A 23,245-nucleotide genomic window follows, 5' to 3' on the forward strand; every position below is an offset into this window, starting at 1 on the left:
GATCAGCCGCGGCTCTTGATCACCCGTGCAGGCGTACCGGCGGCAACGGTGTATCCGGGGATATCGCCGGAGACCGTGGAGCGGGCGCTGATGATCGCGCCGTTGCCGATGCGCGACCCCGGCGTGACCGTGACACCGGAGGCAAGCCAGACATCCGCGCCGATCAGCACGGGCTCATGGATATAGCCCTGGCGCATGATCGGCTCCCGGCTGTCGAAGCGGTGTTCGGAGGCAATGATGGTGCAGTGCCCCGCCGTGGCGCTGTCGCGTCCTATGGTGACATCCGCCCCGGCGTTGATGATGGAGGAGAAGGCGACCTGCGCCCGGTCCCCCAGCCGGATCGTGCCGTCCCGCGCCGCCACCAGCCGCGCGGTCGTGTCCACCGCCGCGCCATCACCCAGGATGATGCGCCCATTCTCCCGCACCTTCAGATCGACCCAGGGCATCAGGGTCACGGAGCGGCCGAGACGGATGTTGCGCGGGTCGCCATCAGGCCGCAGCAGGATGGGGCCGAGCACCCGCAGACCGGGACCATAGCCGATCCCCAGACGGCGGAAGGTGAAGCGGTAGTACCAGGTCCAGAAGCCGGCACGCCCCTTTGGCAGTGCCACAGGTTCGTCCGTGATCATCGGCACCTGATCGGCGGTCAGTTCGCATGTTTCAGCGCTCCCGACCGGCTCGGCGCGCAGACGCTCGATGGTCCGCGAGATCGCGCGAATGCTGTCCAGTGCTGTCGGATCGGCAGTGACATTCTCGGGGACTGAAACACCAAAGCGCTGCTCCAGCGCCAGGATCAGGGTCACGGTGGAAAAGGAGTCCACCAGCCCGCCCCGGATCAGGGACGCATCATCGTCAACCCGGCGACCGGACAGGACGTCATCCATCACCACCCGCCGCACATCCTCGATCAGTGAACGTGTCGTGACGGTCGGCATTTCTGATGTTGCATGCGAATCAATCGCCGGAAGTGCACGGTAACGCTTGAGATTTTCCCCGCGCGCCATCTTGCCGGAGGTCGATTTCCTGAGCCAGCGCGGCTCCACGATGCGCACATCACCGGGCACGATCTCCGTGCCGGTCGCGACCGTTTCACGGATCGCGGCGGCGATCGCGGGCCATTCGGCCTGCGGTCGCTCGCTCTCCGCGATCAGCACCAGACGTTCGGTGCCTGCGCTCTCGTCATGATCGCCCAGGGCAACCGCGCGACCGGGCAGCACACCGTCCACACCACAAGCCAGTGCCTCCACGTCATGGGGGTGAATGTTCTTGCCGCCGATGATGATCAGGTCGCGCTTGCGCCCGACCACGAACAGGTGCCCGTCCGCGAGGTAGCCAAGGTCACCGCTGCGATAGCGCCCGTTCCGCAGCACCTCGGCGGTGCGTTCCGGTTGCCCGTCGTAGCCGGTGAACATGGACGGGCCGCTGATCTCGATCTCGCCGACATGGCGCTCCGGCAGCGGCTTCCCGGACTCATCCAGGATTGTCAGTTGCGTGGCCGGCAGCGCAACACCCGATGACACCAGCATCCGGCCCGTCGCAGCCGGTTCCGCCACGTGTCGGTCGGTCAGTGCGGCAATATCCACCGTCTCCGTCCGCAGGGCTGTCTCGACCCCCCCCGATGTAGCGGCAAAGGTTGCCTCCGCCATCGCATAGGAACCGGCGAACGCTTCAGGGTTGAAACCGGCATCGGCGAAGCGGTCCAGAAAGGCCCCGTGCGCGGCCGCCGTTATCGGCTCCGAGCAGTTCACCAACCCGCGCAGTGACGACAGGTCATGGTCTCCCGCAGGCGCATTGCGCGCCATGAAGCTGTAGGCGAAGTTCGGCAGCCAGCTCAGTGTGCCGCGATGACGCTTCACCGCATCCAGCCAGAGTGTCGGATTCTGCACCCAATCGAAGGGCGAGATCGCCACCAGACGGCAGCGCTTGATCAGGGGCAGGAAGAAGCAGGTGATCAACCCCATGTCGTGATAGAGCGGCAACCAGCTGACGATCACGTCGGATTCGCTCGCCCGGATCATGTCGCCATAAGCCGCGATCTGCCACAGCAACGCCCTGTGGCTGATCGTGACGCCCTTCTTCAGCCCGGTCGTGCCGGACGAATACTGCAGGAAGGCCGGATCATCGGGATCCATCGCAGGCCGCGCGAAGAGCCGGATCGGGTCGCCGTCGTTCGGCGGCGTCGATGCCGCTGTCTCCTCGTCGCGCGCGATCAGCAACGCATCGAACGTCGGCAGTGCGTCAACCAGCCCGGAGAGTTTCGGCGCCAGTTCGCCGTAGGTGACCAGCACGCGTGCGCGGCTGCCTTCCAGCAGGCTGCGCACGGTCTCGAAGTAGACATCCTCAGACAGCTTCGGTGACGGATGGGCGAACATGGCCGGCACCGCCCCCATCAGGATCGCCCCGATATAGGCGGTGTAGAGGTCGATGCCGTGCCTCAGCACCACAACAATCCGGTCGCCCTGTCCCACGCCCTGGTCCTGGTAGCGCACCGCCCAGGCATGCGCCCGGACGTATATCTCGTCGTAGGAGAAGTTCTGCTCCGTCCCGTCACCCTGGACCAGGGTCAGGAACGCACTGCTCCCCATCCGCGCCCGGTTGGCGAACAGCACGCCCTGCAGGGTGTTGTCAGCCCAGGGGGCGTTCATCCAGCCACTCCAGCACTGTCTGACTTTCGGCGGCACAATAGGCGTCGAAACGGTCCATCCGGTCCTGCTCGACCACCATCACGTAGATCTGGCCGGCACCATTGCGGACAAGGGCAGTCTTGAACCCTTCCCCCTTCAGGCGGCCATTGACGGACGGTGTGGCGTAGAACCCGAAGTCCTTCGCCGCCACGTCCATGCGACGACCGGAGGCCGTGACCATCGTGACCTGCTCATCCGTCGCCAGATGCACGTCACCGCAATCGGAGATCGCGATGCCCGGTGCGGGCTGAAACACGCGCGGGGGTGATTTCTCGGCCAGCCTCATGCCGCCTGCTCCAGATCCGCCCGCGGCCAGCGCCAGTCGGCAACCGGGAAGCCCGGCACGACCCACTGACCGTCCCGCTGCTGCCAGATCGCGTGGTCGCGAAAGCGTTCCTCCAGCTCGGCGAAGACCGCTGGCGACAGGTCCATGAACGCAAGCGCGCGGGCAATGTCGGCGTCGGGTCGCTGGTCGCCCAGCCGCGCGATGGTGGCCAGTGCCGCATCACGGCTGATGCGCCCGTTGCGGATTTCCAGCGAAAGGTTGTCGAACAGACGGGTGAAACCGAACTTCGGATACTTGAACCAGTGATGGATCGAGATGAAGTCGCAGTCGATGTCCGCATAGTCATACAGGCCGACCTTCGGCCCCTCCGCCCGGCGCTGGAACCCGTGCTTCTCCGCCACCCGCAGGCTCTCGGAAGGATCCCAGGGCAGGTAGTAGCCCAGGAAGATGGAGCGGATGTCCGCCGCGTCGAACTCGGCCTCGGTCGGGGGGGTGAAGGGTTCAAGCTCGCGCGGGCTGAGCTCGTCACCGATCCAGTCCTGCGCCTCCCGCCCCTGCAGGATGCCATGGCGTTTCAGCCAGGCATGGTTCAGCAGGTCGAGATCGCTGTCACCGGCATCGCCGCCATATTCCATGAACGGGCTCTCGCCCCAGACGATCAGCGGCACACCCAGACGGGCGGCAAAGCGCATCGGAATGGCGAAGATCGCCAGATGCATCGGCACCGCGCTGGACCCGGTCTCGATCAGGGTCCGGCGCATGAAACGCGCTTCGACGGACGGGTCGATGGCGAAGTCGACATGATCGACACCCAGCCGCACCAGTGCATCCAGATTGGACTGGCCCAAGGCATTGCGGCCCGGCGACTTCCAGGTCACGGCCAGCACCTTCAGACCCATGTCGAGACAGCGCGCGACCTGCCAGAAGCTGTCCTTGCCGCCGGAGACGGGCACGATGCAGTCATAGGCGGCATTGCGCGCCTTCGCCCAGCCCACGACCTCGTTCAGGCGCTGCTCCCGCGCGGCCCAGTCGATCTCCACCCGGTTGCGCCGGTGTCCCTTGCAGGCATTGCAGACGCCATCGGACCCGATGGTGATGCCGGGACGGCTGTCAGGCAGGACACAGGACTGGCAGAAACGAACATTCATGCCCACTGCTCCATGAAGAGTTTCGCGGAAACGAAGGAAAACAGGAACTTGGAGAAACTGTTTGGCAGATCAGGTTCACGCATCGCCGCCTCGATCCGGTCACGTTTCACCAGATTGAAGACTGGCCCGTCATCCAGGATACGCTCGCGGGTCTTCGGGTTATCCAGGTCGAACAGGCTGCGGAAGGCCGCGTTGAACCCCTTCTTGTGCCGGTCCAGCCGCACCTTGTCGTTCAGCACACCACGCGACGCGGCACGCAGCGGTGCTTTGGCATGGCCGTCGCGGATCAGGTGTTCCGGCGGGATCGTGTAGGCGAAGTCGCAGAGCTTCCGGTCCAGGTAGGGACTGCGGTTCTCCACCGACGAGCGCATGGAGTTCAGGTCGTCCTCCCGCAGGATGATCGGCACCGCCTCCGTCCGCAGCTCGTTCAGCATCCGGTTGCGCAGCAGATCGTCGGACAGTGCGCTTTCCGTGAATGGCTCGTCGAAAGGCGTCGTCAGATAGTCGGAGAACACGTCGCGGTTCAGGTAGATATGGTCACGGAACTGCGGCTGCGCGCTGTAGAGGTCAGGGTCCTGCAGATGCGGGTTCCGCACGATGGGCTGCACGTGGCGCTGCCAGTCGGCGCGCCGCTCCGCCCGGTCCGGATGTCCCTGCATGGCCTGCAGATGCAGGTTGAAATGGTCGTAATAGCCGGTGACCAGCTCGTCCGCACCGGTGCCAGAAACCGAGACACGGAAACCCTCCGCCCGCATCGCCTCCGACAGCATGCTGTGCACATAGTAGGACGCGGTGATGACCGGCTTGTCATGATAGGCGACCAAGTCGGCGAAACGGTCCAGATCGCTGGCCTGCTCCAGCCGGATCTCGTGATGACGGCAACGCAGGTCGCGCACGGTTGCGGCGATGTTCGCGCTCTCGTCATAGCGCGGGTCAGGGTCGATGATGGAAAAGGACGCCACATCCGCGCCATGGCGCTTCGCGGCAAAGGACGCCAGCGCGGCACTGTCGACACCGCCTGACAGGCAGAAGGCGATCGGCACGTCGGCGCGCAGGCGCAGGCGGATGCTCTCTTCGAGATGAAACCGCAGTCCCTCGACCGCTGCACCGAAGGACATGCCGGTTTCCGGGCGGTACTCGGGCCGCCAGTATTCGTCGATGCTGACACCACGATTGTCGCCCACGACCAGATTGTGCCCCGGCGGCAGTTCATGGACACCGGCATGGAACAGATCGCCGGACTTGTAGAGCGACTTGTAGCCGTTCACGAGATAGCGGCGCACGGTCTCCTCGTTCACGGAGGGGCGCACGCCATTGAGTGCTGCCAGCGCCTTGATCTCGGAGGCGAAGCGGAACCCCTGCCCCATGTCCTGCCAGTAGAGCGGCTTTTCCCCGAACGGATCGCGGGAGATCAGCAGCCGACGGCGGTTGGCGTCATGCAGCGCGAAGGCCCACATGCCCTCGATGTGATCCACCAGCCGGTCGCCCCAGGCGCGATAGGCCTCCAGCAGGACCTCCGTGTCGGACTCGGTGGTGAAGGTCACGCCCCTGGCCCGCAGGATCTGGCGCACCTCGACATAGTTGTAGATCTCGCCATTGAAGACGACGGTCAGACCATCGCGACGAAACGGCTGATCGGCGCGAGAATCCAGATCGATGATCGCAAGCCGTGTGTGCAGCAACGTCAGCCAGTTCGATCCCATCTCGACGCTGAAGCGGCCCGACGCATCGGGACCACGCCGCCCCATGGCCTCAAGACAGGCGGTTTCCCGCTGCGGCAGCGGCCGGTCAGGTCCAAAATGTCCGGCGATCCCGCACATGGCCGGTCAGCCCAGCATCTCGGCGGTGAAGCGATCACCCATGGCCATCGGAGCCATCAGGGTACGACCGATCACCTCATGCTCCCGCCCCGGCGGCAGACCGTCGCCCGGGCGCACCCAGACGAGATCCCTGTCGGCGACCCGGTGGCCCGCTGCAAGCGGACGACGGGCAGCGATGGAGCGTCGCACCAGCGGCGCGGTATCCCGCTCGATGGCGGCCATGGTCACTTCGCCGGACCCCAGCAGGGTCTCGGTCATGCGCACGCGCTGTACGAGTTCCTTCATCTCCGCCGGATCGGCCGAGAGCTGGTGATCGCGGAAATCGCTGTGGTCGTGGGCAATGGTGAAATGCTTCTCGACAATGCGCGCGCCCAGGGCGACCGCGACCACGGCTGCTTCATTGCCGCTGGTGTGGTCTGAGTAGCCGACATCGCAGGACGGCAGCGCATCGATCATGGTGCGGACTGCGGCGACATTGGCGTGCTCCGGCGGGGTCGGATAGGCCGTCACGCAATGCAGCACGCCCAGACCCGGCGCCACACCGTCGGCGACCCAACGGGACTTGATGCGACAGACGGACTGCTGCACGCAGTCCATGTCCGCCAGCCCGGTGGAAATGATCGTCGGCTTCGCCGTGGCCGCGACATAGTCGATCAGCGGCCAGAAGGTATTGTCCGAACTGGCGATCTTGAAGGCGTCCACGTGATCGTTCAGGAAGACGGCACTGTCCATGTCCAGCGGGGTGGAGATGAAGGCGAGGCCAGCGGCCCGGGCCAGCTCTCCCAGTTCGGCGAACTGGTCGTGGGTCAGTTCGAAGCCCTTCATCCGCTGGAACCGTACCGCATCGACCGGCGCGATGAACTGGTCGGTACTGAAGGTCTGGAATTTCACTGCATCGACACCGGCGTCAGCGGCCAGATGGACCATTTCCCTGGCCAGCCCGAAGTCACCTTCGTGATTGTTGCCGACCTCGGCGATGATGAAGGTTGCGTCGTTCGTGTTCCTGCCTGCGATCTGCATGGCGCTCACCCGTGGTAATGAAAGACGTAGTTGGAGGCGATCAGGCGAAAGTTGTCGCCCATATAGCTGCGCAGCGAAGCGGCGTTGGCGAGTTGTGTGCCGACCCGCAGGATGGCAATTCCCGGCACCATGGACTCGGACCAGGCGATCATGTCGCGTGCCAGTCCCCTGCCCCGGTAGCGATTGTCGACCGCCACCAGGTCGATGGTCAGCACATCCCCCGAACGCAGGTACTGCAGGAACCCGGCCGTCACACCATCGACCTCGGCCACGATCATGCCGTCGCCGCGCTTGCCTTCGAACCAGTTGCCCGCCCACTGGCGCTTGATCTCGTTGGCGGTATTCGTCGTCACCATCGGATCCAGATGGAACCGGCTGAAGGAAAAGCTGCGTTCGGCGATGCTCTCCACCGCCGCGCGATCCTTCGGCTTTGCCGCCCGGCTGAACCGGCTGTTGGCCGCGCCCCAGACGGGGCGTTCGAAGTTCATGCCCGTATCGACCAGGCGGAACCCCTTGTCCTCCAGCCGACGTGAGACTTCGGTACGGGAAACAGGCAGGCGTGCATCGACAAAGCACGGCTCGCCGTCAGGCAGTTCGATGGCCCGTCCGGGTTCGGCGGACGGTGTCAGATGCCAGACAGACTTGCCCAGCAGGCCGGACAGCCAGTCATCCGGCCGCAGCGCCATGGGAGCATGCGCGTTCACGCCCAGGCACGCCGCTTCAGATAGACGACCTGGCCGTCATCCGGGGCGGTGTTCGTCCCGATGAAGCTGGCCCAGTTGTCCTTGTACCAGTTGATGTAATCGACGAAGCCGACATCAAGCGGATGGCTCGGACGGTAACCGATCAGGCTCCTGGCCTTGTCCACCGACAGGGTACCGCGTTCCGGCATCAGGCTGTCGCGATCATTGTGGCGCACTTCGACGCCGGGGAAATGCTCCCGGATGATCTCCACCATCTCGTTCAGCGAACGGCCCTGGCCATAGGTCAGGTTGAAGATCTCGTTGGCGGCGTCGGGCGATGCCAGCGCCGCGATCACACCACCAACCAGATCCTGGATGTAGGTGAAGTCCAGGCAGTCGGTACCATCACCATTGATGGTCAGCGTGTTGCCGCGCAGCGCGTTCTCGATCAGCGCCTGGCCGACACGGCGGCTGACGCAGCGCTCCCCGTACAGCGCGGAGGGACGCACGATCGTGTAGGGCAGATCGAAGACCTGATTGTAGGCGATCACCATCTTCTCGCCCGCGAACTTCAGCGCGCCATAGATGCCCATCGGGTTGCAGGTGGTCTCCTCGTCCACGATGCCGTCGGCAAAGGTGCCGTAGACCATGGAGGACGAGAAATAGACGAACCGCTGCACGTTCAGGCGCGTGGAGCGCGAAGCGTCCAGCGCGTTCTCCAGGGTCCGCAGCGAATGGTCGAACGTGGAGTACGGGTCCTTGTTCGAGCGGTTGGCGTGCGAAACGGCAGCCAGATGCACGATGTAGTCCGGGTTCAGGTCTTCCAGCGCCTCTGACAGGGCATGGTAGTCACGGGCATCCGCCTCGATGAACGGCACCTGGGCCTGATGCAGCAGGTTCATCCGCTGCTTGATGAAGTTCAGATAGATCTCGCCGTTCGGGTTCGTGTAACGCTCCCGCTCGATGGCGTAGTAGTTGTTGACGCCAAGACTGTCGATCACGGCCACTTCGACGCCGAGCGACTTCATCTTCAGCGCCATGTTGTGGCCAATGAACCCGGCACCGCCGATGATCACGACCTTCTTGCCGGTCAGTGCCGACTGCTCTGTGTGAAAGTTGGTTTCAACGGACATCGTGCAAAGCCTTCTTCATGGCGTGAATGATGAAATCCATGTCGTCATGGTTCAGATGCGGGCCGACGGGCAGCGCGATGGAACACCGGCTGATCTCGGTCGCATTGGGAAAGTCCTCCGCGCGGAGGCCGTACTTGTCGCTGTAGTAGGCCAGTGCCGGGACCGGGCCGGGGTAGTAGACACTGGTGCCCACGCCCTGTGCGTTCAGCGCCGCCGCAACGTCGGAACGCCGCGATGCCCGGGCGCCCTTCAGCACCACCGACAGGCAGTAATGACTGCTCTGGAACCGGCCATTGCTGGACTGGAACAGGTGCAGACCGTCCAGTTCCTTCAGCCCGGCCTCCAGCCGTTCATAGTTGGCATGACGCGCATCCAGGAACCCCTGGACCTGCTTCAGCTGCTCGATCCCCATCGCCGCCTGCATCTCGTTCATGCGGTAGTTGAAGCCGAGCTGGGTGACGTCATAGACGCCGGGTTCCTTGCGCTCCGTCACCGTGCGGTCCAGGCCGAAGGCCTTCTTGCGGCGGATGCGTTCGGCCAGCGCGTCGTCACGGGTCAGGACCATGCCCCCCTCCGCCGTCGTCATGTGCTTGACGGGGTAGAAGGAGAAGCAGCCCATGTCGCCCATCAGACCGGCGTGGATGCCGTCCAGGTAGGTGCCGACGGCCAGCGCCGCGTCTTCCATGACGAACAGGCCATGCTTCGCGGCAATGGCGTTGATGCGCACCATGTCGACCGGCATGCCCAGGTAATGGACGATGGAGATTGCCTTCGTGGCGGGGGTGATCGCCGCCTCGATCCGGTCGATGTCGATATTGCCTGTTTCCGGTTCCGCATCCACGAACACCGGCTTCGCGCCGACATATTCGACGGCGTGCGCGGTGGCGGTGTGGGTCTGTGCGGGCACGATGACCTCATCCCCGGCCCCCAGACCAAGCTGGAAATAGCCGAGATGCAGCCCTGCGGTGCAGGAGGAGACGGTGATCGCCTGCCCGCCATTGGTGAAGGCGGCGAAATCCTCCTCGAACTTCAGGGCACGGGGACCGTGAACCAGGATCGGGCTTTCCAGCACCTCCAGCACGGCACGGCGCTCGGCCTCGCCGATGATCGGACGGCCGAAATGGATCTGGCGGAAAGCGGAATTGTCAGAGCTGCTCGACAGCGATGGACTTGCCGGTGTGAGCGGCGCGTTCGATGGCGAAACAGACGGCGAGGGAGCGGAATACGTCATCTGCACTCACCTCCGGCGCGCGGTCATGCAGCACCGCGTCCACGAAATCATGTAACAGGTCACCCTTGTCGACACCGGGATAGGCCTCCCTCATTGTTTCCGGCCTTCTGCCGGGATGCCGATCACGGTAAACAAACGCACTTTCCAAACCGTTAACGAAACTGGCGTTCGTGCCGTAGACCTCCAGCTTGTGGAAATGCGGGTGCACGCAGCCGCCGTTGCAGCCGATCTTCGCGACCATGCCGCTCTCGAAACGGACCAGCGCCTGCACCAGGTCGAAGTTGGCAAAGGCGCTGTCGGCGGTGGCGATGCGGTTGCCCATGGCGGTCACTTCCACCGCGCGGTCACCGGTCAGCCAGAGCACCAGGTCGATCATGTGGACCGCGCCCCCCAGCACCAGGCTGTAGCCCGGCAATTCACCGCGCCAGCCGCCCAGCAGCTTGTGGATGCGGCCATACTGGTAATCGGCGTCGATGTGGAACAGGCGGCCATAATCCCCTGCCGCGATGTCAGCCCTGAGCTTCAGGAAACGGGGACAGCGGCGCAGGATCAGGTTCGAGGAGATCTTCAGGTGCGGCTTCTGGTTCAGTTTCGCCCGGATCTGGCGCGCATGGTCGATTTCCAGCACCAGCGGCTTCTCGACAAAGACATGCTTGTCGGCGTCCAGCGCCCGCATCACCTGCGCGAAATGATCCTGATCGTGGGAGGCGATGGAGACGATGGAAACGTCCGGGTCGTCCAGCACGGCATCCGCATTGTCCGCGATTTCCCGGTCCGGGAAACGTGTGCGCACGTCAGCCCGCTTGGTGGGACAGAAATCGGCCAGTCGCGTGACGCGGCATTCGGGATGACGTTCATAGCCACCGATATGACGTTCACCTACGCCCAGGCCGATGATCCCCGCCTGGATCATGACGCCACCTGGCCCGTGGTCCGGGGCAGTTCGGCGAGTTCATCCCAGCGATAGCGCCATGTCGGCGCATTCAGGTCGCGGGCGACGGCGCGAAAGCGCTCGAAGTCCTCTTCCGTATCCACCACCATGGAGGTCTCGCCACTGTCGAACCGGGAAGTGATATTGACGATGCGATAGCGATCCGGGCTGCGGTAGAACCAGGGGGTCACATGCTCACGGTCCGACGCGTCGGTCATCTCCGCCTCTGCCGACAGGAATGCGTCCGAAGACACCACCTCGACCGACTGCCCCTTGGGGAAGGTGCGCGGGAATACATTGGTCACGACATCGGCACCGCCGTTGCGGAACCGGGTTACCGCATCATCAACCAGCCGCCGGTCGATCAGCGGGCTGTCGCCGGAGACCCGGACGAACGCGCGGACGGGGAAGCGTTCCAGCACGGTCCGGAAGCGCCCGGCCACATCGTCGAGCGGCCCGCGTATCACGGGCACGTTGCGGGCGGTGCAATGGGCTGCCAGCGCGTCATCCAGCGCGTCGTCTGACGTTGCCACGATCAGCGGGCGGGCAACACGACAGCGCTCCAGCGCATCCAGCGTGTAGTCGATCAGCCGACGCCCTGCGACGGGGCGCATCACCTTGGCCGGACACCGGGTCGATCCGGTGCGGGCCTGGACGATGATCGGGACCAGGTCATGCATCGCTGCGTTCCAGTGCCGGTTCCAGACCCAGCCGCCGACCCGTCGCGATGCGGGCCGCCTTGCAGGGGACGGCCGGCCATTCGGCGCGGTTGGTGGCAACGAATATCTCGGCCTTCGGGAACCATGGCTCGATCCCCGCACCGAAGTGGAACCGGTCAGGCTTGTGCAGCAGGGTGACTGTCGGCACGCCCACCGCGCCCGCGATGGCGACAGGCGACGACGAAATGGACACCACGAAATCCAGCGCAACCGTATAGGCCGCTGCTTCGTCGAGTTCGTTGCGGCGGTCGATGTCGTCCCAGTCATGCAGGTCGATGCCGAATTCCGTCTTCAGACGGGCGCGATCCTCGCTGGCGTCCTTGTACATGACGTCGATGAAGTGCGCGCCCTTCGACGCCAGATCGAAGAACGGCTGAAAGTCGCTCAGCGACATGTAGCCCTTGGAACGGATCGGGGTCACGAAGCCGCCGGACCAGCAGAGACCGACCTTCGGCCCCTCCCCCAGCGCATCGAACCGCGCCTTCCAGAAGGCCACGCGCTCCGGGTCCGGCGTCAGATAGCTGTCGCCGCGCCGGAAGCTCTCCATGTCCGGACGCAAGATGCTGAAGAGGGAACCGGAGGGAATGAACAGGTCCGGCTTCGGAACCTCTTCGTCCTTCAGCCAGCCATAGTGACGGTGGATCTTGTTGTTGGACCGGAAGGTGACATGCCGGTGCACCGTTGCCTGCGGGAAGGAACGCTGGAACCAGCTCACCAGGCGGCGGTCGCATTCGATGATGACGTGACCGGCCAGGTCGATGACTTCCTGGAAGGCACTGGCGAAGATGATGGCGTCGCCGATACCCTGTTCGTCGGAGATCAGCAGGGTCTTGTCGGAAATGTCCTCGCCGTGCCAGCGCGGCAGGTCATGGACGAAGACCACGGAGTCACCGCGGCGACGGTCCAGCCGCCATTCGTATTCGGCCCAGCCCTTCTCCAGGTTGCCCGTGCCGAGCAGTGACGAGGCATAGTTGAAGCGGGTATCGGCATCGTCGGGACGCATGCTCACCGCCTTCTCCAGATATGGCAGCGATTCCGCGAAACGCCCCTCCGCCGAATAGGCATGGCCGATGTTGGCGTAGGCGATCTCGAATTCCGGCGCGAGCCGCAGCGCCTCGTCGAAGAACGGGCGGGCCTGATCGGCACCCTGCGCCTCCGCCACCGTGACGGCCAGCGCCTGCCAGAGTGTCGGATCCTCGACCTTCGTCTGCACCGCGAACTTCAGGGTATCGATGGCGGCCTCATAGTCACCGCCCGCGCGCTTCGCCGACGCCATCGCAATCGGGCCACGGCTGTCGTCGGGTGTGCGCTGCATGACCAGCGCGAACATGTTCTCCGCCGCCTTCAGCATGCCGAGGTCCTGCGCCAGCAGGCCGATGCCATAGATGATCTCGGGATCCTCGCCGGACACCTTCAGTGCCTTCTCCAGCACGTGCACCGCCGCCTGCACCTGCCCTGCGTGCCGCAGGTTGTTGCCCAGCACCAGCAACGTGTCGGCATTGGCCGGGTCAAGCACATGCGCCTGCAGGAATTCGACCGCCGCGTCGTCGAACCTGCCCTGCCCGGCGAACCTGCTTCCCTGCCTGAGGTGCTGAACCGCGCGCTTGAGGTCGGCGCGGGAAGGCTTCCGGTCATCATCGACCGTCTGCAGCGTCGCCATGATCTGATAGGTCCCGGCCTGCATGATGTTGCGACCCAGGGTCGGAGCGTCCTGACGCAGGCTGGCGTCCGAGTTCTTCTTGCGCGCGGCGTTGCGGGCCATGCCGAAACCTCTCGTACCGGATTGATCAACAGTCCCGCATTCAGCCCTGTCAGGCTTAAGAAACGTTTAAGGCGGCCCGTCAGATGATCCTGATCCCCCGGAAATCCGGTTGCCGGTAGCGTTAACGATAATTCAACCAGCACGGGGGCAAGGTTCGTTCACGGTCCGCAGACGGACCCGTCAACAGTTCGCGTCAGAAGGCGGTCGGTAGTCCGGCCGGAAAAAACGAATGGCCCTGAAGCTGACCCTGAAACCAGGGGAGAAATTCGTGATCAACGGTGCCGTCATTGCAAATGGCGACCGCAGAGCCACGCTGGTCCTTCACAACAAGGCCTCGATCCTGCGGGAGCGGGATATCCTCAAGGCCGACGATGTCGATACGCCCTCGAAGCGCATCTATTTCGCCATCATGTCGATGTATCTCGACGAAAAGGTCCGACCGCGATTCTACGAAGAATTCGTCATGCGCATGTCGGAGTTCATGGGGGTCCTGACCGATCCCGAAGCCCTTTCCACCTGTGTCGCCGTCAGCCAGTGCGTCATGGATCGTCAGTACTACAAGGGTCTGACGCTCTGCCGGAAGCTGCTCGATTTCGAAAGTGAGAGACTGCATCATGAGCCTGCAAGCGTATAGCCGGACCCAGCGGGTCGCCGAGAACCCGCGTGACACCGAATACCGCCTCTTTGCCGACATCACGCGTCAGTTGATGCAGGTGAAGGACACCCCCCGGCACGACCGTGCCGTCGTCGATGCGCTGTACCGCAATCGCCGGCTCTGGAGCACCCTGCTGAGTGATTGCAGCCGCGACGAGAACGGCCTGCCGGATGCGATCCGTGCCTCAGTCATCTCCCTGTCGCTGTGGGTGGACAAGTATTCCAGCGCCGTGATGCGCGGCGGCGAGAGCATCGAGCCGCTGATCGAAATCAACCGCACGATCATGGAAGGCCTCGCCCAGCGCCCCGCTGCCTGAGACCTTCAACGACAACCGGACGCGTTTGCGCCGTCGCGCGGGGGACCTCCCGATGCGACGGCGCACTGCGTTTCACCAGGGAATCGCGTCTTCTGCCCGCCATCACCGACCCGCACTTGCGATGCAGCGCGGGGCAGTGAACAATCCCCGCCATGCGCAACGCCACCCCCCTTGATCACCGCCGCCATCCCTACCGCGACGACCTCGCCGCCGAATATCTTCGGGGTCAGGTAGAAGCCGCGCGTTTCGTGGAACCGGTCACCGCACGTGTCGTTCGGGAAACCCTGTCGATCCAGGCGCGACCTGAACCGCAGGCCATGCAGATATCCGAGCTGCTGTTCGGGGAGGATGTGGCCGTCTATGAACAGCGCGACGGCTGGGCCTGGGTCCAGGGGCACCTGGATGGCTATGTCGGGCATGTCCGGCTCGATGGCCTCTCCTTCGATGACGCGGCCCCACCGACCCACATGGTCAGCGCCAGACTCAGTCATCTGTTCCGGAACCCGACGATAAAGGACCCGCCCGTCGGCCGGGTCACGCTGGGTGCGCGCATCAGCATCGTCGCCGTCGAAGGCCGGTTTGCGGTGCTGGCGGACGGTCGCCACATCATGGCCAACCACATCCGGCCCCTTGATGCGCCGGAGGCTGACGTCGTCGCCGTGGCCCTGCGCAACCTCGGCGCGCCCTATCTCTGGGGGGGACGCAGCAGCCTGGGCCTCGATTGCTCCGGCCTGATTCAGGTGGCCGTGCAGGCACTGGGCGGGACGCCGCCGCGCGATTCGGACATGCAGCGCGACGAACTCGGCCAGGACGTGGCGAAACCCGCCGACATGCACGATCTGCAGCACGGGGATCTGGTGTATTTCCCCGGCCATTGCATGATCGCGGACGGCGCGGGCCACCTGATCCATGCCAACGCCACCCACATGATGGTGACCCGCGAACCCGTCGAAACCGTCTTTGCCCGCACCCGCGGCGGCTATGGATCCGTGACCCACGTCCGGCGCTACACCGTCTGAAAGCGCGCCTTACTGACCATTCGGCGGAATCATTCCCGGCCAGTCGATGACGGGCAGGTTGGCCACCGTCTCCCGCAGTGACTGGCTGTAGCTGCGCCGGACGTCGGAGTAATAGGCATCATTCTTCTCGAACCGCCTGATCTCCAGCGGTTCCAGCGAATTGGCGCGATAGCAGATCATGTCGAACGGCGGTGCCACCGACAGGTTTGAACGCACCGTGGCATCGAAGGACAGCAGCGAAAGCTTCACCGCGTCGGCCATGCTGGTGGTGGAGAAGCGGAAGGCCCGGTCCAGGATCGGCTTGCCGTACTTCAGTTCCCCGATCTGCAGGAAGCAGGTATCGGACGTCGCCTGAATGAAGTTGCCGGCGGAGTAGATCAGGAACAGGCAATGGCCCTCCCCCCTGACCTGGCCTCCGAACAGCATGCTGGCACTCGGGTCGCCATATCCCTGCACGTGATTGGCATGGGCTGTCATGACTTCCCGCAACACGTTGCCGACCATGGTGGCGGCATCGAACATCGTCGGCGCCTCGAAGAGGTTGGTTGCATGTCCGGGCTGGCGGGTGCGCTGCTCCAGGATCGTGGCAACCGCCTGTGTCGTGGCCAGGTTGCCCGCGCTGGCCAGAACCATGATCGACTGTCCAGGCTGCTGGAACAGGTTGAGCTTGCGTACCGTTGCCACGTGATCGACGCCCGCATTGGTGCGGGTATCCGCCGTGATGACGATACCGTCCTTCAGATACAGACCAAGACCATAGGTCATAGTGGCGCTCCAGTTGGAAGGGGGGGGCAGATGCAATGCATCGCCGCGCGGAGCATGGCATGATCCCGATCCTGCTGAAAAGATGAATGCTGATGATCGGGGAGAATGATGGCATGGCAATCAATCAGGAATGGCTGGATCAGGTTCAGGAAGAGATCATCGATCCCGGCCAGCCGATCATCGATCCGCACCATCACCTCTGGGACAAGCCGGCAGTGAAGGCGCTGCCCGGCAGTCGCTACCTGTTCGAGGAACTGCTGGCCGATACCGGCAGCGGTCATAATGTTGTCGCGACCGTGTTCGTCGAATGCGGCGTGATGTACCGCGCCGACGGACCGGAGGCCCAGAAACCGGTTGGCGAGACGGAATTCGTCAATGGCGTCGCGGCCAGAAGCGCGTCCGGCAACTATGGTCCCATCCGCGCCTGTGCGGGCATCGTCAGCCTGGCCGATCTGAACCTGGGCGCGGCGGTGGACGAGGTGCTGGAGGCACATCAGCGTGCCGCCCCGGCCCGCTTTCGCGGCATTCGCCACGCCGCCGGGTTCGACGCCAGTGACGCGGTCCGCAACTCCCACACCAACCCGTTCCCCGGCATGCTGGCCGACCCGACCTTCCGGGAAGGATTCGCCTGCCTGGCCCCGCGTGGACTGACGTTCGAAGCCTGGGCCTATCACCACCAGATCAGGGAAGTCACCGCCCTGGCCCGCGCCTTCCCGGAAACCACCATCATCGCCGACCATTTCATCGGCCCTGTCGGCATCGGTCCCTATGCCGGCAAGCGCGACGAGATCTTCGAGGTCTGGAAAGGCGATTTCGCCGAACTGGCAACCTGTCCCAACGTCGTGGCCAAGCTTGGCGGCATCAACATGGCCATCAACGGCTTTGCCTGGCACCACCGCGACAAGCCCCCCACCGCACGGGAGCTGGTGGCGGCCACCGGGGACTGGTACGCCCATGCCATCGACTGCTTCGGGCCTGACCGCTGCATGTTCGAAAGCAATTTCCCGGTCGACAAGCTCTCCGTTTCCTACCCCGTGCTCTGGAATGCCTTCAAGCTGATCGCTGCCGCCTATTCGGATACGGAGCGCCAGAACCTGTTTCATGACACCGCGAAGAGGGTCTACCGACTGGAAATCTGAAGCCGTCTGTCACAATCGGCGACCCTGCATCGTCAAGTCCGTGTCACAGATGAAACGATGCAGGAGAACGGACATGCGCACTTTCCTCGCCCGGCGGGCACTGCGGGCCTTTGGCCGCCACTACGACTATGATGTCAGCTATCTGGAGTACCTGCTGAAGGTCAGCCCGCGCGGCTTCTTCGGCTTTCGTCCGGTCATGGCGCTGGCCCGCCACAGGGAAGCGGCACCGCGCGATGCGGCCTGTGCCGCGAAACTGGTTGGCGCGATGCATGAGGATTGCGGGCCCTGCCTGCAGATCACGACCGACATGGCGCGGGAGGCCGGGATGACGGACGACCAGATCGACGCGGTGCTGACCGGGGCAGAGGCACGCATGAGCGGCGCAACGGCCCTCGGGTATCGCTTCGCTGCGGCACTGGTCGGACGGACGCTCGAACTGGATGCCGCGCGGGAGGCCGTTCGGGCGGCCCATGGGGACCAGGCCATCGTCGATCTGACATTCGCGACACAGATCGGGCGCATCTTCCCGATGGTGAAGACCGGGCTTGGCTTCGGGCAGGCCTGTCAGCGTATCCAGCTCGGGTCACGGGTGGTCGACATGCACCGGAAAGCGGCCTGACCGGATGGACCGCAGCGCCCCCTCGTCGGCCACCTTCTCGGCGGCGCGACCGCGACTGCTGGGTCTGGCCTACCGCATGCTGGGCAGTCGCACGGACGCGGAGGATATCGTGCAGGACACCTGGCTGCGGTGGCAGGGCGCGGACACGCAGGCGCTGCGTGCGCCGCATGCCTGGCTGACCACCGTGGCCACGCGCCTGTGCCTGGACCGGCTGAAGAGCGCGCGGGCGCAGCGTGAACTCTATGTCGGGCCCTGGCTGCCGGAACCTGTGCCGGATGCGGAACAGATGTCGCCGGAGGCTGCAACGGCTCTGGCCGACGACCTCTCCTTCGCGCTGCTGCTGACGCTGGAACGGCTGTCACCGGCGGAGCGGGCGGCCTTCCTGCTGCACGACGTCTTCGACACGCCGTTCCCCGAAATCGCGCGTGCCCTGCAGCGGTCGGAGGCTGCCTGCCGCCAGCTCGCCAGCCGGGCCCGCAAGGCCGTACGGCAGGATCAGCCGAAGCAACCGGCAACGAACGAACAGCACCTGGCACTGCTGCAACGGTTTGTCAGTGCCACAGGCAACGGTGACGTGGCGGCTCTGACGGCCCTGCTGTCGGAAGATGCCATCGCCTATGCGGATGGTGGCGGCGTCCGTATCTCGGCACTGCGCCCGATCATGGGGCCGGACAGGATTGCCAGGTTCCACGTGGGCGTCACACGCAAGGCCATGGAACGCGGCGACAGCCTGGAATTCCGCCCCTTGATGGTGAACGGTCGGCCAGCCCTGCTGGTTCACCTGAACGGCGAACCGGACCAGATACTGGGTATCGAGGTGTCGGAGGGAGTGATCCGTCGGGTCTACAGCGTCCGGAACCCGGAAAAACTCCGGGCAGTCGTCAGTTCGCGACCTTCTGGCGGCGGTCGCTGACGAACTGCTTCTCGGCGTCGCGGGCGGCGGCGAAAGCGGGCTGCAGACGCTGGGCGAGCTGCACCCTGCCCTGCTCCATGGCCTGTTCCACCGCGGCAGCGATCTTGTCCGACAGGCGACGCATGTAAGGCTCTTTCTGCATCACGGTCCGCACACAGCGCCGCACGCGGACGGCGGAGACGATACGGTCGATCTGCCCCTCCTCCAGCGCGGCGATGATCCGCTCGGTGGTGACACTCTCGGCACCGTCCCCGTACTGGCGCACCAGATCATCCGCCTGCCAGCGCTCGGCATCGGTGAATTCGTCCAGATCCATCCGCGGAATGACACTCGCCATGATTTCGCCCTGCCCCCAAACAGCTCTTGTTTCACACGCAAGGTATGGGACGCTGGTAAACCGTCTGTAAACGCCAAAGTTCCCTTGATCGCCCTTCAGTTCACTGTCAGGGCCTGCGACGCCTCGCGCACCGAGGCCTCCCGGAAGGTTCCTTTCTGGAAGATCATGTCGCCAAGCAGCGGGTGGCGGAGCGACAGGACGAACGCAAACTGGCCGCTGCCCTGATCCACATGGCTGACGGTCAGTGCGCCGGGGGCCAGCTCTGCCGGTATCCGCAAGCGTCGTTTCCCCGCCTTCAGGAAGCAGTGATCACTGTGAAAGTACAGTGCCTTGTCGTCCGCGCTGACCCTGAGCGCGATGCCGAACCCGCAGCCGACATATTCCTCCAGCCCGGTCGGACCATCGAAACGCTTGCTGCTGTGGATGACCTGCGGGAACCCCTGCGCGCGACCGTACATGCGGGTCCAGAACTGGCCCTTCGAGGCCGCATCCTCTGTCACCGAGACGACAGCCGGGACCCCAAGAGCATCCGAGAGAGGCAGTGGCGCGCCGACCAGTCGGGCAACCTCGGCAACCAGTCGTCCCGCAAGATTTCGGCGGCTCTCCACGATACTGCCGACATAGGTGACCGCCTGACCGGGCTGGAGACGCTTGCTGAACCTGTCGCGCACAGCCTCCGGCAGCCGTGCCCACACCACGGCCCCGAGCAGGGCACGAAACCGCATATCGGGCAGCGTGGGTGCATGGTCATGATTCGCCTGGTCGCGCCGCGCATCGTGAACCGGGTAGCAATCGGGAGCCACGCTCATCTCACCCTCTCCTGTCCTTCGTCTCACCTGCACGGACCGAGGCCGGACCGACTCTGACTAATCTGAATCAGCCTTCCGTGCGGTCCTTCCCGCCCCCAGCAGGTTCGCGACCCGGCTGCCGAGCCGGATCAGCCGCATCAGAGTGCTGGGCGGCATGGTGATCATCTGCCCGAACCACGTATCAAGGGTCGTCATGAAGTCATTCAGTTCATGCAGGCGGTTGCGCGCGACCCTGCTGACTTTCGGATCGCCATCAGCCAATGCCAGCACCTGTCGCAATGAGGCGATGGCAGGGTCGATCTCGCGCTCCTTCCGGCCCTGCGCAATGCAGGTGAGGACCTGCCACAGATCCCCCTCGGCCTCGTAGTGGTCGCGCCGGTCACCAAAGACCGGGATACGCCGTATCAGCTTCCAGCCGATCAGCTCGCGAATGCTGTTCGAGACATTGGAACGCGCAAGTCCCAGTTGCTCCGAGATGTCCTCAGCCGTCATCGGACCATCGGCGAGAAACAGCAGCGCATGGATCTGGGCCACCGACCGGTTGACCCCCCACTGCCCGCCAAGATCGCCCCATTGCAGAACGAACTGCTCAACGGCCTTGGGGAGGTTTTTCGTATTTTCCGTTTTTTCTGTCATGACAGAAATATCGGAAACTGACGCATGACTGTCAAGGCACAAGACCCGAAGCGCAAGCACCTGAGGAACGGGAAGCTGTCGCCTGTCGCGTGCGAACGGCAGAAAAAAACGTGAACCGGGAGTGCTTCGAAAACGCGGGGCTATTCAGATTTCAACTTATCAACCAGGACTATGAATATCAAAAGATGGGTGACCTGACCGCTCTCATTGGCGAGTGGCAGGTTGATCTCGTCCAGTTTGCGAAAATCGCTGTGTGGTCCGATATACTCGATCGGGCTCCTGACCGGCCTGCCTGTTTGAACCGCTTCCCTGAGTTGCGTCATCAGCGGTCCGTCAGGTTCCACATGCGGCTGAGAGCTCAGAAACCGACCGGTATAATTCTCAAATAGTATCGACTTGATATTCTCACCTATCACGCGATATTCGAAATCTCGCCCGCCATCGACCACACCCAACAAAATCATGTTGGGCAGAAGCCCGGGTATATGCATTGGATTGAAATCAGATCGCAACGGCGTGGTTCGGCCCCGACAAATACTTCCCCAGTATGACAAACCTTGCTTGATGATTTCGTGCATTCTGGCCAATTCTTCCGCACTTAAAGAACACCATGGTCATAGTAACGGACTCAATCCAGCTCATATCTTATCTGACATTCGTCATCTGATCATCTGATCATTTGTCGGCGAGGTCATAGCCAAGGATCCCGTGGATCAATCCTGTCGCCTCGCCTGTTCGACCGGTCAGTTCCGTGGCGACAGGTTCTGAGTTCGCGATACCTCCGACCTTGCGGCAAGACCCCGATGATCTGCTTTTCCGTCAACCATGATCGCTTCATTCATCCGCCTCCTCTCGTCGACGGACCCTACCAGGACTTGGAGGCAATCCAGGGGAACGGATACTGACCGGCACCCGCGCCACCGGCGGAACCGACTGCGCGCAGGGCAAGGCCCGATCATGGAACGATCCGACTTTCCCGATGCGCCAGAGATGCAGACCTTCACGGTCCCTTCCCCTCAGCCGTCCGAATGAAGCGTGGCCGGAGCGGGACTGCGCAAGACCATCACTCCCATTCGATGGTGCCCGGCGGCTTCGAGGTCACGTCGTAGACGACACGGTTGACGCCGCGGACCTCGTTGATGATGCGGGTGGCGACGCGGCCCAGGAAATCGTGGGGGAACGGATAGAAATCGGCGGTCATGCCATCGGTGGAATTGACCGCGCGCAGGGCGAGGACACTCTCGTAGGTCCGCTCATCCCCCATCACGCCAACCGTCTTGACCGGCAGCAGCACGGAGAAGGCCTGCCAGATGTCGTCGTAGAACCCGGCCTTGCGGATCTCGTCGAGGTAGATCGCGTCGGCCTTGCGCAGGGTATCGGCCTTCTCCTTGGTGATCTCGCCGGGCAGCCGTATGGCGAGGCCGGGTCCGGGGAACGGGTGGCGACCGACGAAGATCTCCGGCAGGCCGAGTTCACGGCCCAGGACGCGAACCTCATCCTTGAACAGTTCACGCAGCGGCTCCACCAGCGACATGTTCATCCGCTCCGGCAGGCCGCCGACATTGTGGTGCGACTTGATGGTGACGCTCGGACCGCCCGCGAAGGAGACCGACTCGATGACATCGGGATAGAGCGTGCCCTGGGCCAGGAAATCGGCGCCGCCGATGGCCTTCGCCTCTTCCTCGAACACGTCGATGAACAGCTTGCCGATGATCTTGCGCTTGGTCTCCGGGTCGCTGACCCCGGCCAGCGCGCCCATGAACATGGGCTCCGCATTCTTGTGCACCAGCGGGATGTTGTAGTGGTCGCGGAACAGGCTGACGACCTCGTCCGCCTCCCCCATCCGCATCAGACCGGTATCGACGAAGACGCAGGTCAGCTGCTCCCCGATTGCCTGATGCACCAGTACGGCGGTGACGGCGGAATCGACACCACCGGAAAGACCGCAGATCACGCGCCCGTCGCCCACCTGCTCCCGAATGCGCCGGATGGAGTCGTCGCGGAAGGCTGCCATGGTCCAGTCGCCGGCACAGTTGCAGACGCCAAGGCAGAAATTCGCCAGCAGGCGGGCACCGTCGGGGGTATGCGCCACCTCCGGATGGAACTGCAGTCCGAAGATCTGCCGCGCCTCGTTGGCGATGGCGGCGATGGGGGCGTTGACGGAGCTTGCGACGACGCGGAAACCCGGCGGCAGCCTGGTGACATGGTCACCATGGCTCATCCAGACCCGATACTTGTGGCCTGTGGACCAGACGCCGTCGAACAGGGCGCAACCGTCCACGACCTCGATATCGGCGCGGCCGAATTCCTTTTCCTCGCTGGGCGAGACACCGCCGCCGAGCTGCTGTGCCAGCGTCTGCTGGCCATAGCATATGCCCAGGATCGGCAGACCGGCATCAAAGACGGCCTGGGGCGCACGCGGCGTGTGGTCAAAGGTAACGGAGGCGGGGCCGCCGGAAAGGATGATCCCCTTGGGCTGCAGTCGCGCCAGCCCTTCGGTGGTCTTGTCGAAAGGCACGATCTCGCAGAATACCCCGGCCTCTCGCACACGCCGTGCGATCAGCTGGGTCACCTGGGAGCCGAAATCGACGATCAGAACGCTGTCAGTCATGGCCACCCG

23 protein-coding genes are annotated in these 23,245 nt (G+C 64.0%); 6 read left to right on the forward strand and 17 right to left on the reverse strand.

Annotated features, from left to right (window positions below):
* Positions 1 to 2 precede the first annotated feature (2 nt).
* From QGV54_RS09455 to QGV54_RS09505, 11 genes are read right to left on the reverse strand one after another with little or no spacing between them, the layout of a single operon-like run.
* Complete coding sequence (locus QGV54_RS09455) at positions 3 to 2,645, reverse strand: AMP-binding protein (RefSeq protein ID WP_281017085.1); 2,643 nt, start codon at positions 2,643 to 2,645, stop codon at positions 3 to 5.
* On the reverse strand, positions 2,626 to 2,970 hold the full coding sequence (locus QGV54_RS09460; RefSeq protein ID WP_281017084.1) for a hypothetical protein: 345 nt from the start codon (positions 2,968 to 2,970) through the stop codon (positions 2,626 to 2,628). The genes QGV54_RS09455 and QGV54_RS09460 overlap by 20 nt, the downstream gene beginning before the upstream one ends.
* Positions 2,967 to 4,118: an N-acetyl sugar amidotransferase gene (locus tag QGV54_RS09465; RefSeq protein WP_281017083.1), complete on the reverse strand. Its 1,152-nt coding sequence runs from the start codon at positions 4,116 to 4,118 to the stop codon at positions 2,967 to 2,969. Before QGV54_RS09465 ends, QGV54_RS09460 begins: the two co-directional genes overlap by 4 nt.
* Positions 4,115 to 5,938, reverse strand: coding sequence for an asparagine synthase (glutamine-hydrolyzing) (asnB, locus tag QGV54_RS09470; protein ID WP_281017082.1), 1,824 nt, complete (start codon positions 5,936 to 5,938; stop codon positions 4,115 to 4,117). The genes QGV54_RS09465 and asnB overlap by 4 nt, the downstream gene beginning before the upstream one ends.
* Positions 5,939 to 5,944: 6 nt before the next feature.
* A complete protein-coding gene (locus QGV54_RS09475) occupies positions 5,945 to 6,958 on the reverse strand; it encodes an N-acetylneuraminate synthase family protein (RefSeq protein ID WP_281017081.1) in 1,014 nt (337 codons plus the stop codon).
* 5 nt (positions 6,959 to 6,963) lie between these two features.
* Positions 6,964 to 7,644 (reverse strand): GNAT family N-acetyltransferase, encoded by a 681-nt coding sequence (locus QGV54_RS09480; RefSeq protein ID WP_281017080.1) that lies wholly within the window; start codon positions 7,642 to 7,644, stop codon positions 6,964 to 6,966.
* A 14-nt stretch (positions 7,645 to 7,658) separates the two neighbouring features.
* Complete coding sequence (locus QGV54_RS09485) at positions 7,659 to 8,774, reverse strand: NAD-dependent epimerase/dehydratase family protein (RefSeq protein WP_281017079.1); 1,116 nt, start codon at positions 8,772 to 8,774, stop codon at positions 7,659 to 7,661.
* Positions 8,764 to 10,005: a DegT/DnrJ/EryC1/StrS family aminotransferase gene (locus tag QGV54_RS09490; RefSeq protein WP_281017078.1), complete on the reverse strand. Its 1,242-nt coding sequence runs from the start codon at positions 10,003 to 10,005 to the stop codon at positions 8,764 to 8,766. Before QGV54_RS09490 ends, QGV54_RS09485 begins: the two co-directional genes overlap by 11 nt.
* A complete protein-coding gene (locus tag QGV54_RS09495; RefSeq protein WP_281017077.1) occupies positions 9,920 to 10,918 on the reverse strand; it encodes a Gfo/Idh/MocA family oxidoreductase in 999 nt (332 codons plus the stop codon). The genes QGV54_RS09490 and QGV54_RS09495 overlap by 86 nt, the downstream gene beginning before the upstream one ends.
* A complete protein-coding gene (locus QGV54_RS09500) occupies positions 10,915 to 11,616 on the reverse strand; it encodes an NTP transferase domain-containing protein (protein ID WP_281017076.1) in 702 nt (233 codons plus the stop codon). Before QGV54_RS09500 ends, QGV54_RS09495 begins: the two co-directional genes overlap by 4 nt.
* Positions 11,609 to 13,417 (reverse strand): tetratricopeptide repeat protein, encoded by a 1,809-nt coding sequence (locus tag QGV54_RS09505; protein ID WP_281017075.1) that lies wholly within the window; start codon positions 13,415 to 13,417, stop codon positions 11,609 to 11,611. Before QGV54_RS09505 ends, QGV54_RS09500 begins: the two co-directional genes overlap by 8 nt.
* Before the next feature lie 229 nt (positions 13,418 to 13,646).
* Between QGV54_RS09505 and flbT the strand changes: the two genes are divergently transcribed.
* The 3 genes from flbT to QGV54_RS09520 all read left to right on the forward strand — a co-directional run bounded on the left by flbT (position 13,647) and on the right by QGV54_RS09520 (position 15,407).
* Positions 13,647 to 14,051 carry a flagellar biosynthesis repressor FlbT gene (gene flbT, locus QGV54_RS09510; RefSeq protein ID WP_281017074.1) on the forward strand — a complete coding sequence of 135 codons (405 nt, stop codon included), beginning with the start codon at positions 13,647 to 13,649 and terminating at the stop codon, positions 14,049 to 14,051.
* On the forward strand, positions 14,032 to 14,388 hold the full coding sequence (gene flaF, locus QGV54_RS09515; RefSeq protein ID WP_281017073.1) for a flagellar biosynthesis regulator FlaF: 357 nt from the start codon (positions 14,032 to 14,034) through the stop codon (positions 14,386 to 14,388). The genes flbT and flaF overlap by 20 nt, the downstream gene beginning before the upstream one ends.
* Before the next feature lie 152 nt (positions 14,389 to 14,540).
* On the forward strand, positions 14,541 to 15,407 hold the full coding sequence (locus QGV54_RS09520) for an NlpC/P60 family protein (protein WP_281017072.1): 867 nt from the start codon (positions 14,541 to 14,543) through the stop codon (positions 15,405 to 15,407).
* Between the two features lie 9 nt (positions 15,408 to 15,416).
* On the opposite strand, the gene QGV54_RS09525 is transcribed toward QGV54_RS09520, so the two are convergent.
* Positions 15,417 to 16,172 carry a hypothetical protein gene (locus QGV54_RS09525; RefSeq protein WP_281017071.1) on the reverse strand — a complete coding sequence of 252 codons (756 nt, stop codon included), beginning with the start codon at positions 16,170 to 16,172 and terminating at the stop codon, positions 15,417 to 15,419.
* Between the two features lie 113 nt (positions 16,173 to 16,285).
* On the opposite strand from QGV54_RS09525, the gene QGV54_RS09530 reads away from it, so the two are divergent.
* The 3 genes from QGV54_RS09530 to QGV54_RS09540 all read left to right on the forward strand — a co-directional run bounded on the left by QGV54_RS09530 (position 16,286) and on the right by QGV54_RS09540 (position 18,843).
* The gene (locus QGV54_RS09530; protein ID WP_281017070.1) at positions 16,286 to 17,311 is read left to right on the forward strand and encodes an amidohydrolase family protein; all 1,026 of its coding nucleotides are present in this window, start codon (positions 16,286 to 16,288) and stop codon (positions 17,309 to 17,311) included.
* A 73-nt stretch (positions 17,312 to 17,384) separates the two neighbouring features.
* Positions 17,385 to 17,930 carry a carboxymuconolactone decarboxylase family protein gene (locus QGV54_RS09535; RefSeq protein ID WP_281017069.1) on the forward strand — a complete coding sequence of 182 codons (546 nt, stop codon included), beginning with the start codon at positions 17,385 to 17,387 and terminating at the stop codon, positions 17,928 to 17,930.
* Between the two features lie 4 nt (positions 17,931 to 17,934).
* A complete protein-coding gene (locus QGV54_RS09540; protein WP_281017068.1) occupies positions 17,935 to 18,843 on the forward strand; it encodes a sigma-70 family RNA polymerase sigma factor in 909 nt (302 codons plus the stop codon).
* Here QGV54_RS09540 and QGV54_RS09545 read toward each other — a convergent pair.
* The 5 genes from QGV54_RS09545 to guaA all read right to left on the reverse strand — a co-directional run bounded on the left by QGV54_RS09545 (position 18,812) and on the right by guaA (position 23,236).
* A complete protein-coding gene (locus QGV54_RS09545; protein ID WP_281017067.1) occupies positions 18,812 to 19,180 on the reverse strand; it encodes a hypothetical protein in 369 nt (122 codons plus the stop codon). The genes QGV54_RS09540 and QGV54_RS09545 overlap by 32 nt on opposite strands.
* A 95-nt stretch (positions 19,181 to 19,275) precedes the next feature.
* On the reverse strand, positions 19,276 to 19,989 hold the full coding sequence (locus tag QGV54_RS09550; RefSeq protein ID WP_281017066.1) for a DUF4166 domain-containing protein: 714 nt from the start codon (positions 19,987 to 19,989) through the stop codon (positions 19,276 to 19,278).
* A 57-nt stretch (positions 19,990 to 20,046) separates the two neighbouring features.
* Positions 20,047 to 20,625, reverse strand: coding sequence for a MarR family transcriptional regulator (locus QGV54_RS09555; RefSeq protein ID WP_281017065.1), 579 nt, complete (start codon positions 20,623 to 20,625; stop codon positions 20,047 to 20,049).
* Between the two features lie 140 nt (positions 20,626 to 20,765).
* Positions 20,766 to 21,203 carry a PAS domain-containing protein gene (locus tag QGV54_RS09560; protein WP_281017064.1) on the reverse strand — a complete coding sequence of 146 codons (438 nt, stop codon included), beginning with the start codon at positions 21,201 to 21,203 and terminating at the stop codon, positions 20,766 to 20,768.
* Positions 21,204 to 21,688: 485 nt separating this feature from the next.
* The gene (gene guaA, locus QGV54_RS09565) at positions 21,689 to 23,236 is read right to left on the reverse strand and encodes a glutamine-hydrolyzing GMP synthase (protein WP_281017063.1); all 1,548 of its coding nucleotides are present in this window, start codon (positions 23,234 to 23,236) and stop codon (positions 21,689 to 21,691) included.
* Positions 23,237 to 23,245 lie beyond the last annotated feature (9 nt).

It is taken from the genome of Minwuia sp. IMCC3060, assembly GCF_029909435.1.
In the GTDB taxonomy this organism is placed as follows: domain Bacteria; phylum Pseudomonadota; class Alphaproteobacteria; order Minwuiales; family Minwuiaceae; genus Minwuia.

Coding starts and splice junctions, on each gene's coding strand:
- flbT (WP_281017074.1), top strand. CDS start 13,647: ATGGCCCTGAAGCTGACCCTGAAACCAGGGGAGAAATTCGTGATCAAC.
- QGV54_RS09475 (WP_281017081.1), bottom strand. CDS start 6,958: ATGCAGATCGCAGGCAGGAACACGAACGACGCAACCTTCATCATCGCC.
- QGV54_RS09480 (WP_281017080.1), bottom strand. CDS start 7,644: ATGGCGCTGCGGCCGGATGACTGGCTGTCCGGCCTGCTGGGCAAGTCT.
- QGV54_RS09500 (WP_281017076.1), bottom strand. CDS start 11,616: ATGCATGACCTGGTCCCGATCATCGTCCAGGCCCGCACCGGATCGACC.
- QGV54_RS09455 (WP_281017085.1), bottom strand. CDS start 2,645: ATGAACGCCCCCTGGGCTGACAACACCCTGCAGGGCGTGCTGTTCGCC.
- QGV54_RS09540 (WP_281017068.1), top strand. CDS start 17,935: ATGGACCGCAGCGCCCCCTCGTCGGCCACCTTCTCGGCGGCGCGACCG.
- QGV54_RS09555 (WP_281017065.1), bottom strand. CDS start 20,625: ATGACAGAAAAAACGGAAAATACGAAAAACCTCCCCAAGGCCGTTGAG.
- asnB (WP_281017082.1), bottom strand. CDS start 5,938: ATGTGCGGGATCGCCGGACATTTTGGACCTGACCGGCCGCTGCCGCAG.
- QGV54_RS09535 (WP_281017069.1), top strand. CDS start 17,385: ATGCGCACTTTCCTCGCCCGGCGGGCACTGCGGGCCTTTGGCCGCCAC.
- guaA (WP_281017063.1), bottom strand. CDS start 23,236: ATGACTGACAGCGTTCTGATCGTCGATTTCGGCTCCCAGGTGACCCAG.
- QGV54_RS09525 (WP_281017071.1), bottom strand. CDS start 16,172: ATGACCTATGGTCTTGGTCTGTATCTGAAGGACGGTATCGTCATCACG.
- QGV54_RS09550 (WP_281017066.1), bottom strand. CDS start 19,989: ATGAGCGTGGCTCCCGATTGCTACCCGGTTCACGATGCGCGGCGCGAC.
- QGV54_RS09530 (WP_281017070.1), top strand. CDS start 16,286: ATGGCAATCAATCAGGAATGGCTGGATCAGGTTCAGGAAGAGATCATC.
- flaF (WP_281017073.1), top strand. CDS start 14,032: ATGAGCCTGCAAGCGTATAGCCGGACCCAGCGGGTCGCCGAGAACCCG.
- QGV54_RS09560 (WP_281017064.1), bottom strand. CDS start 21,203: ATGCACGAAATCATCAAGCAAGGTTTGTCATACTGGGGAAGTATTTGT.
- QGV54_RS09505 (WP_281017075.1), bottom strand. CDS start 13,417: ATGGCCCGCAACGCCGCGCGCAAGAAGAACTCGGACGCCAGCCTGCGT.
- QGV54_RS09485 (WP_281017079.1), bottom strand. CDS start 8,774: ATGTCCGTTGAAACCAACTTTCACACAGAGCAGTCGGCACTGACCGGC.
- QGV54_RS09520 (WP_281017072.1), top strand. CDS start 14,541: ATGCGCAACGCCACCCCCCTTGATCACCGCCGCCATCCCTACCGCGAC.
- QGV54_RS09490 (WP_281017078.1), bottom strand. CDS start 10,005: ATGACGTATTCCGCTCCCTCGCCGTCTGTTTCGCCATCGAACGCGCCG.
- QGV54_RS09465 (WP_281017083.1), bottom strand. CDS start 4,118: ATGAATGTTCGTTTCTGCCAGTCCTGTGTCCTGCCTGACAGCCGTCCC.
- QGV54_RS09495 (WP_281017077.1), bottom strand. CDS start 10,918: ATGATCCAGGCGGGGATCATCGGCCTGGGCGTAGGTGAACGTCATATC.
- QGV54_RS09460 (WP_281017084.1), bottom strand. CDS start 2,970: ATGAGGCTGGCCGAGAAATCACCCCCGCGCGTGTTTCAGCCCGCACCG.
- QGV54_RS09545 (WP_281017067.1), bottom strand. CDS start 19,180: ATGGCGAGTGTCATTCCGCGGATGGATCTGGACGAATTCACCGATGCC.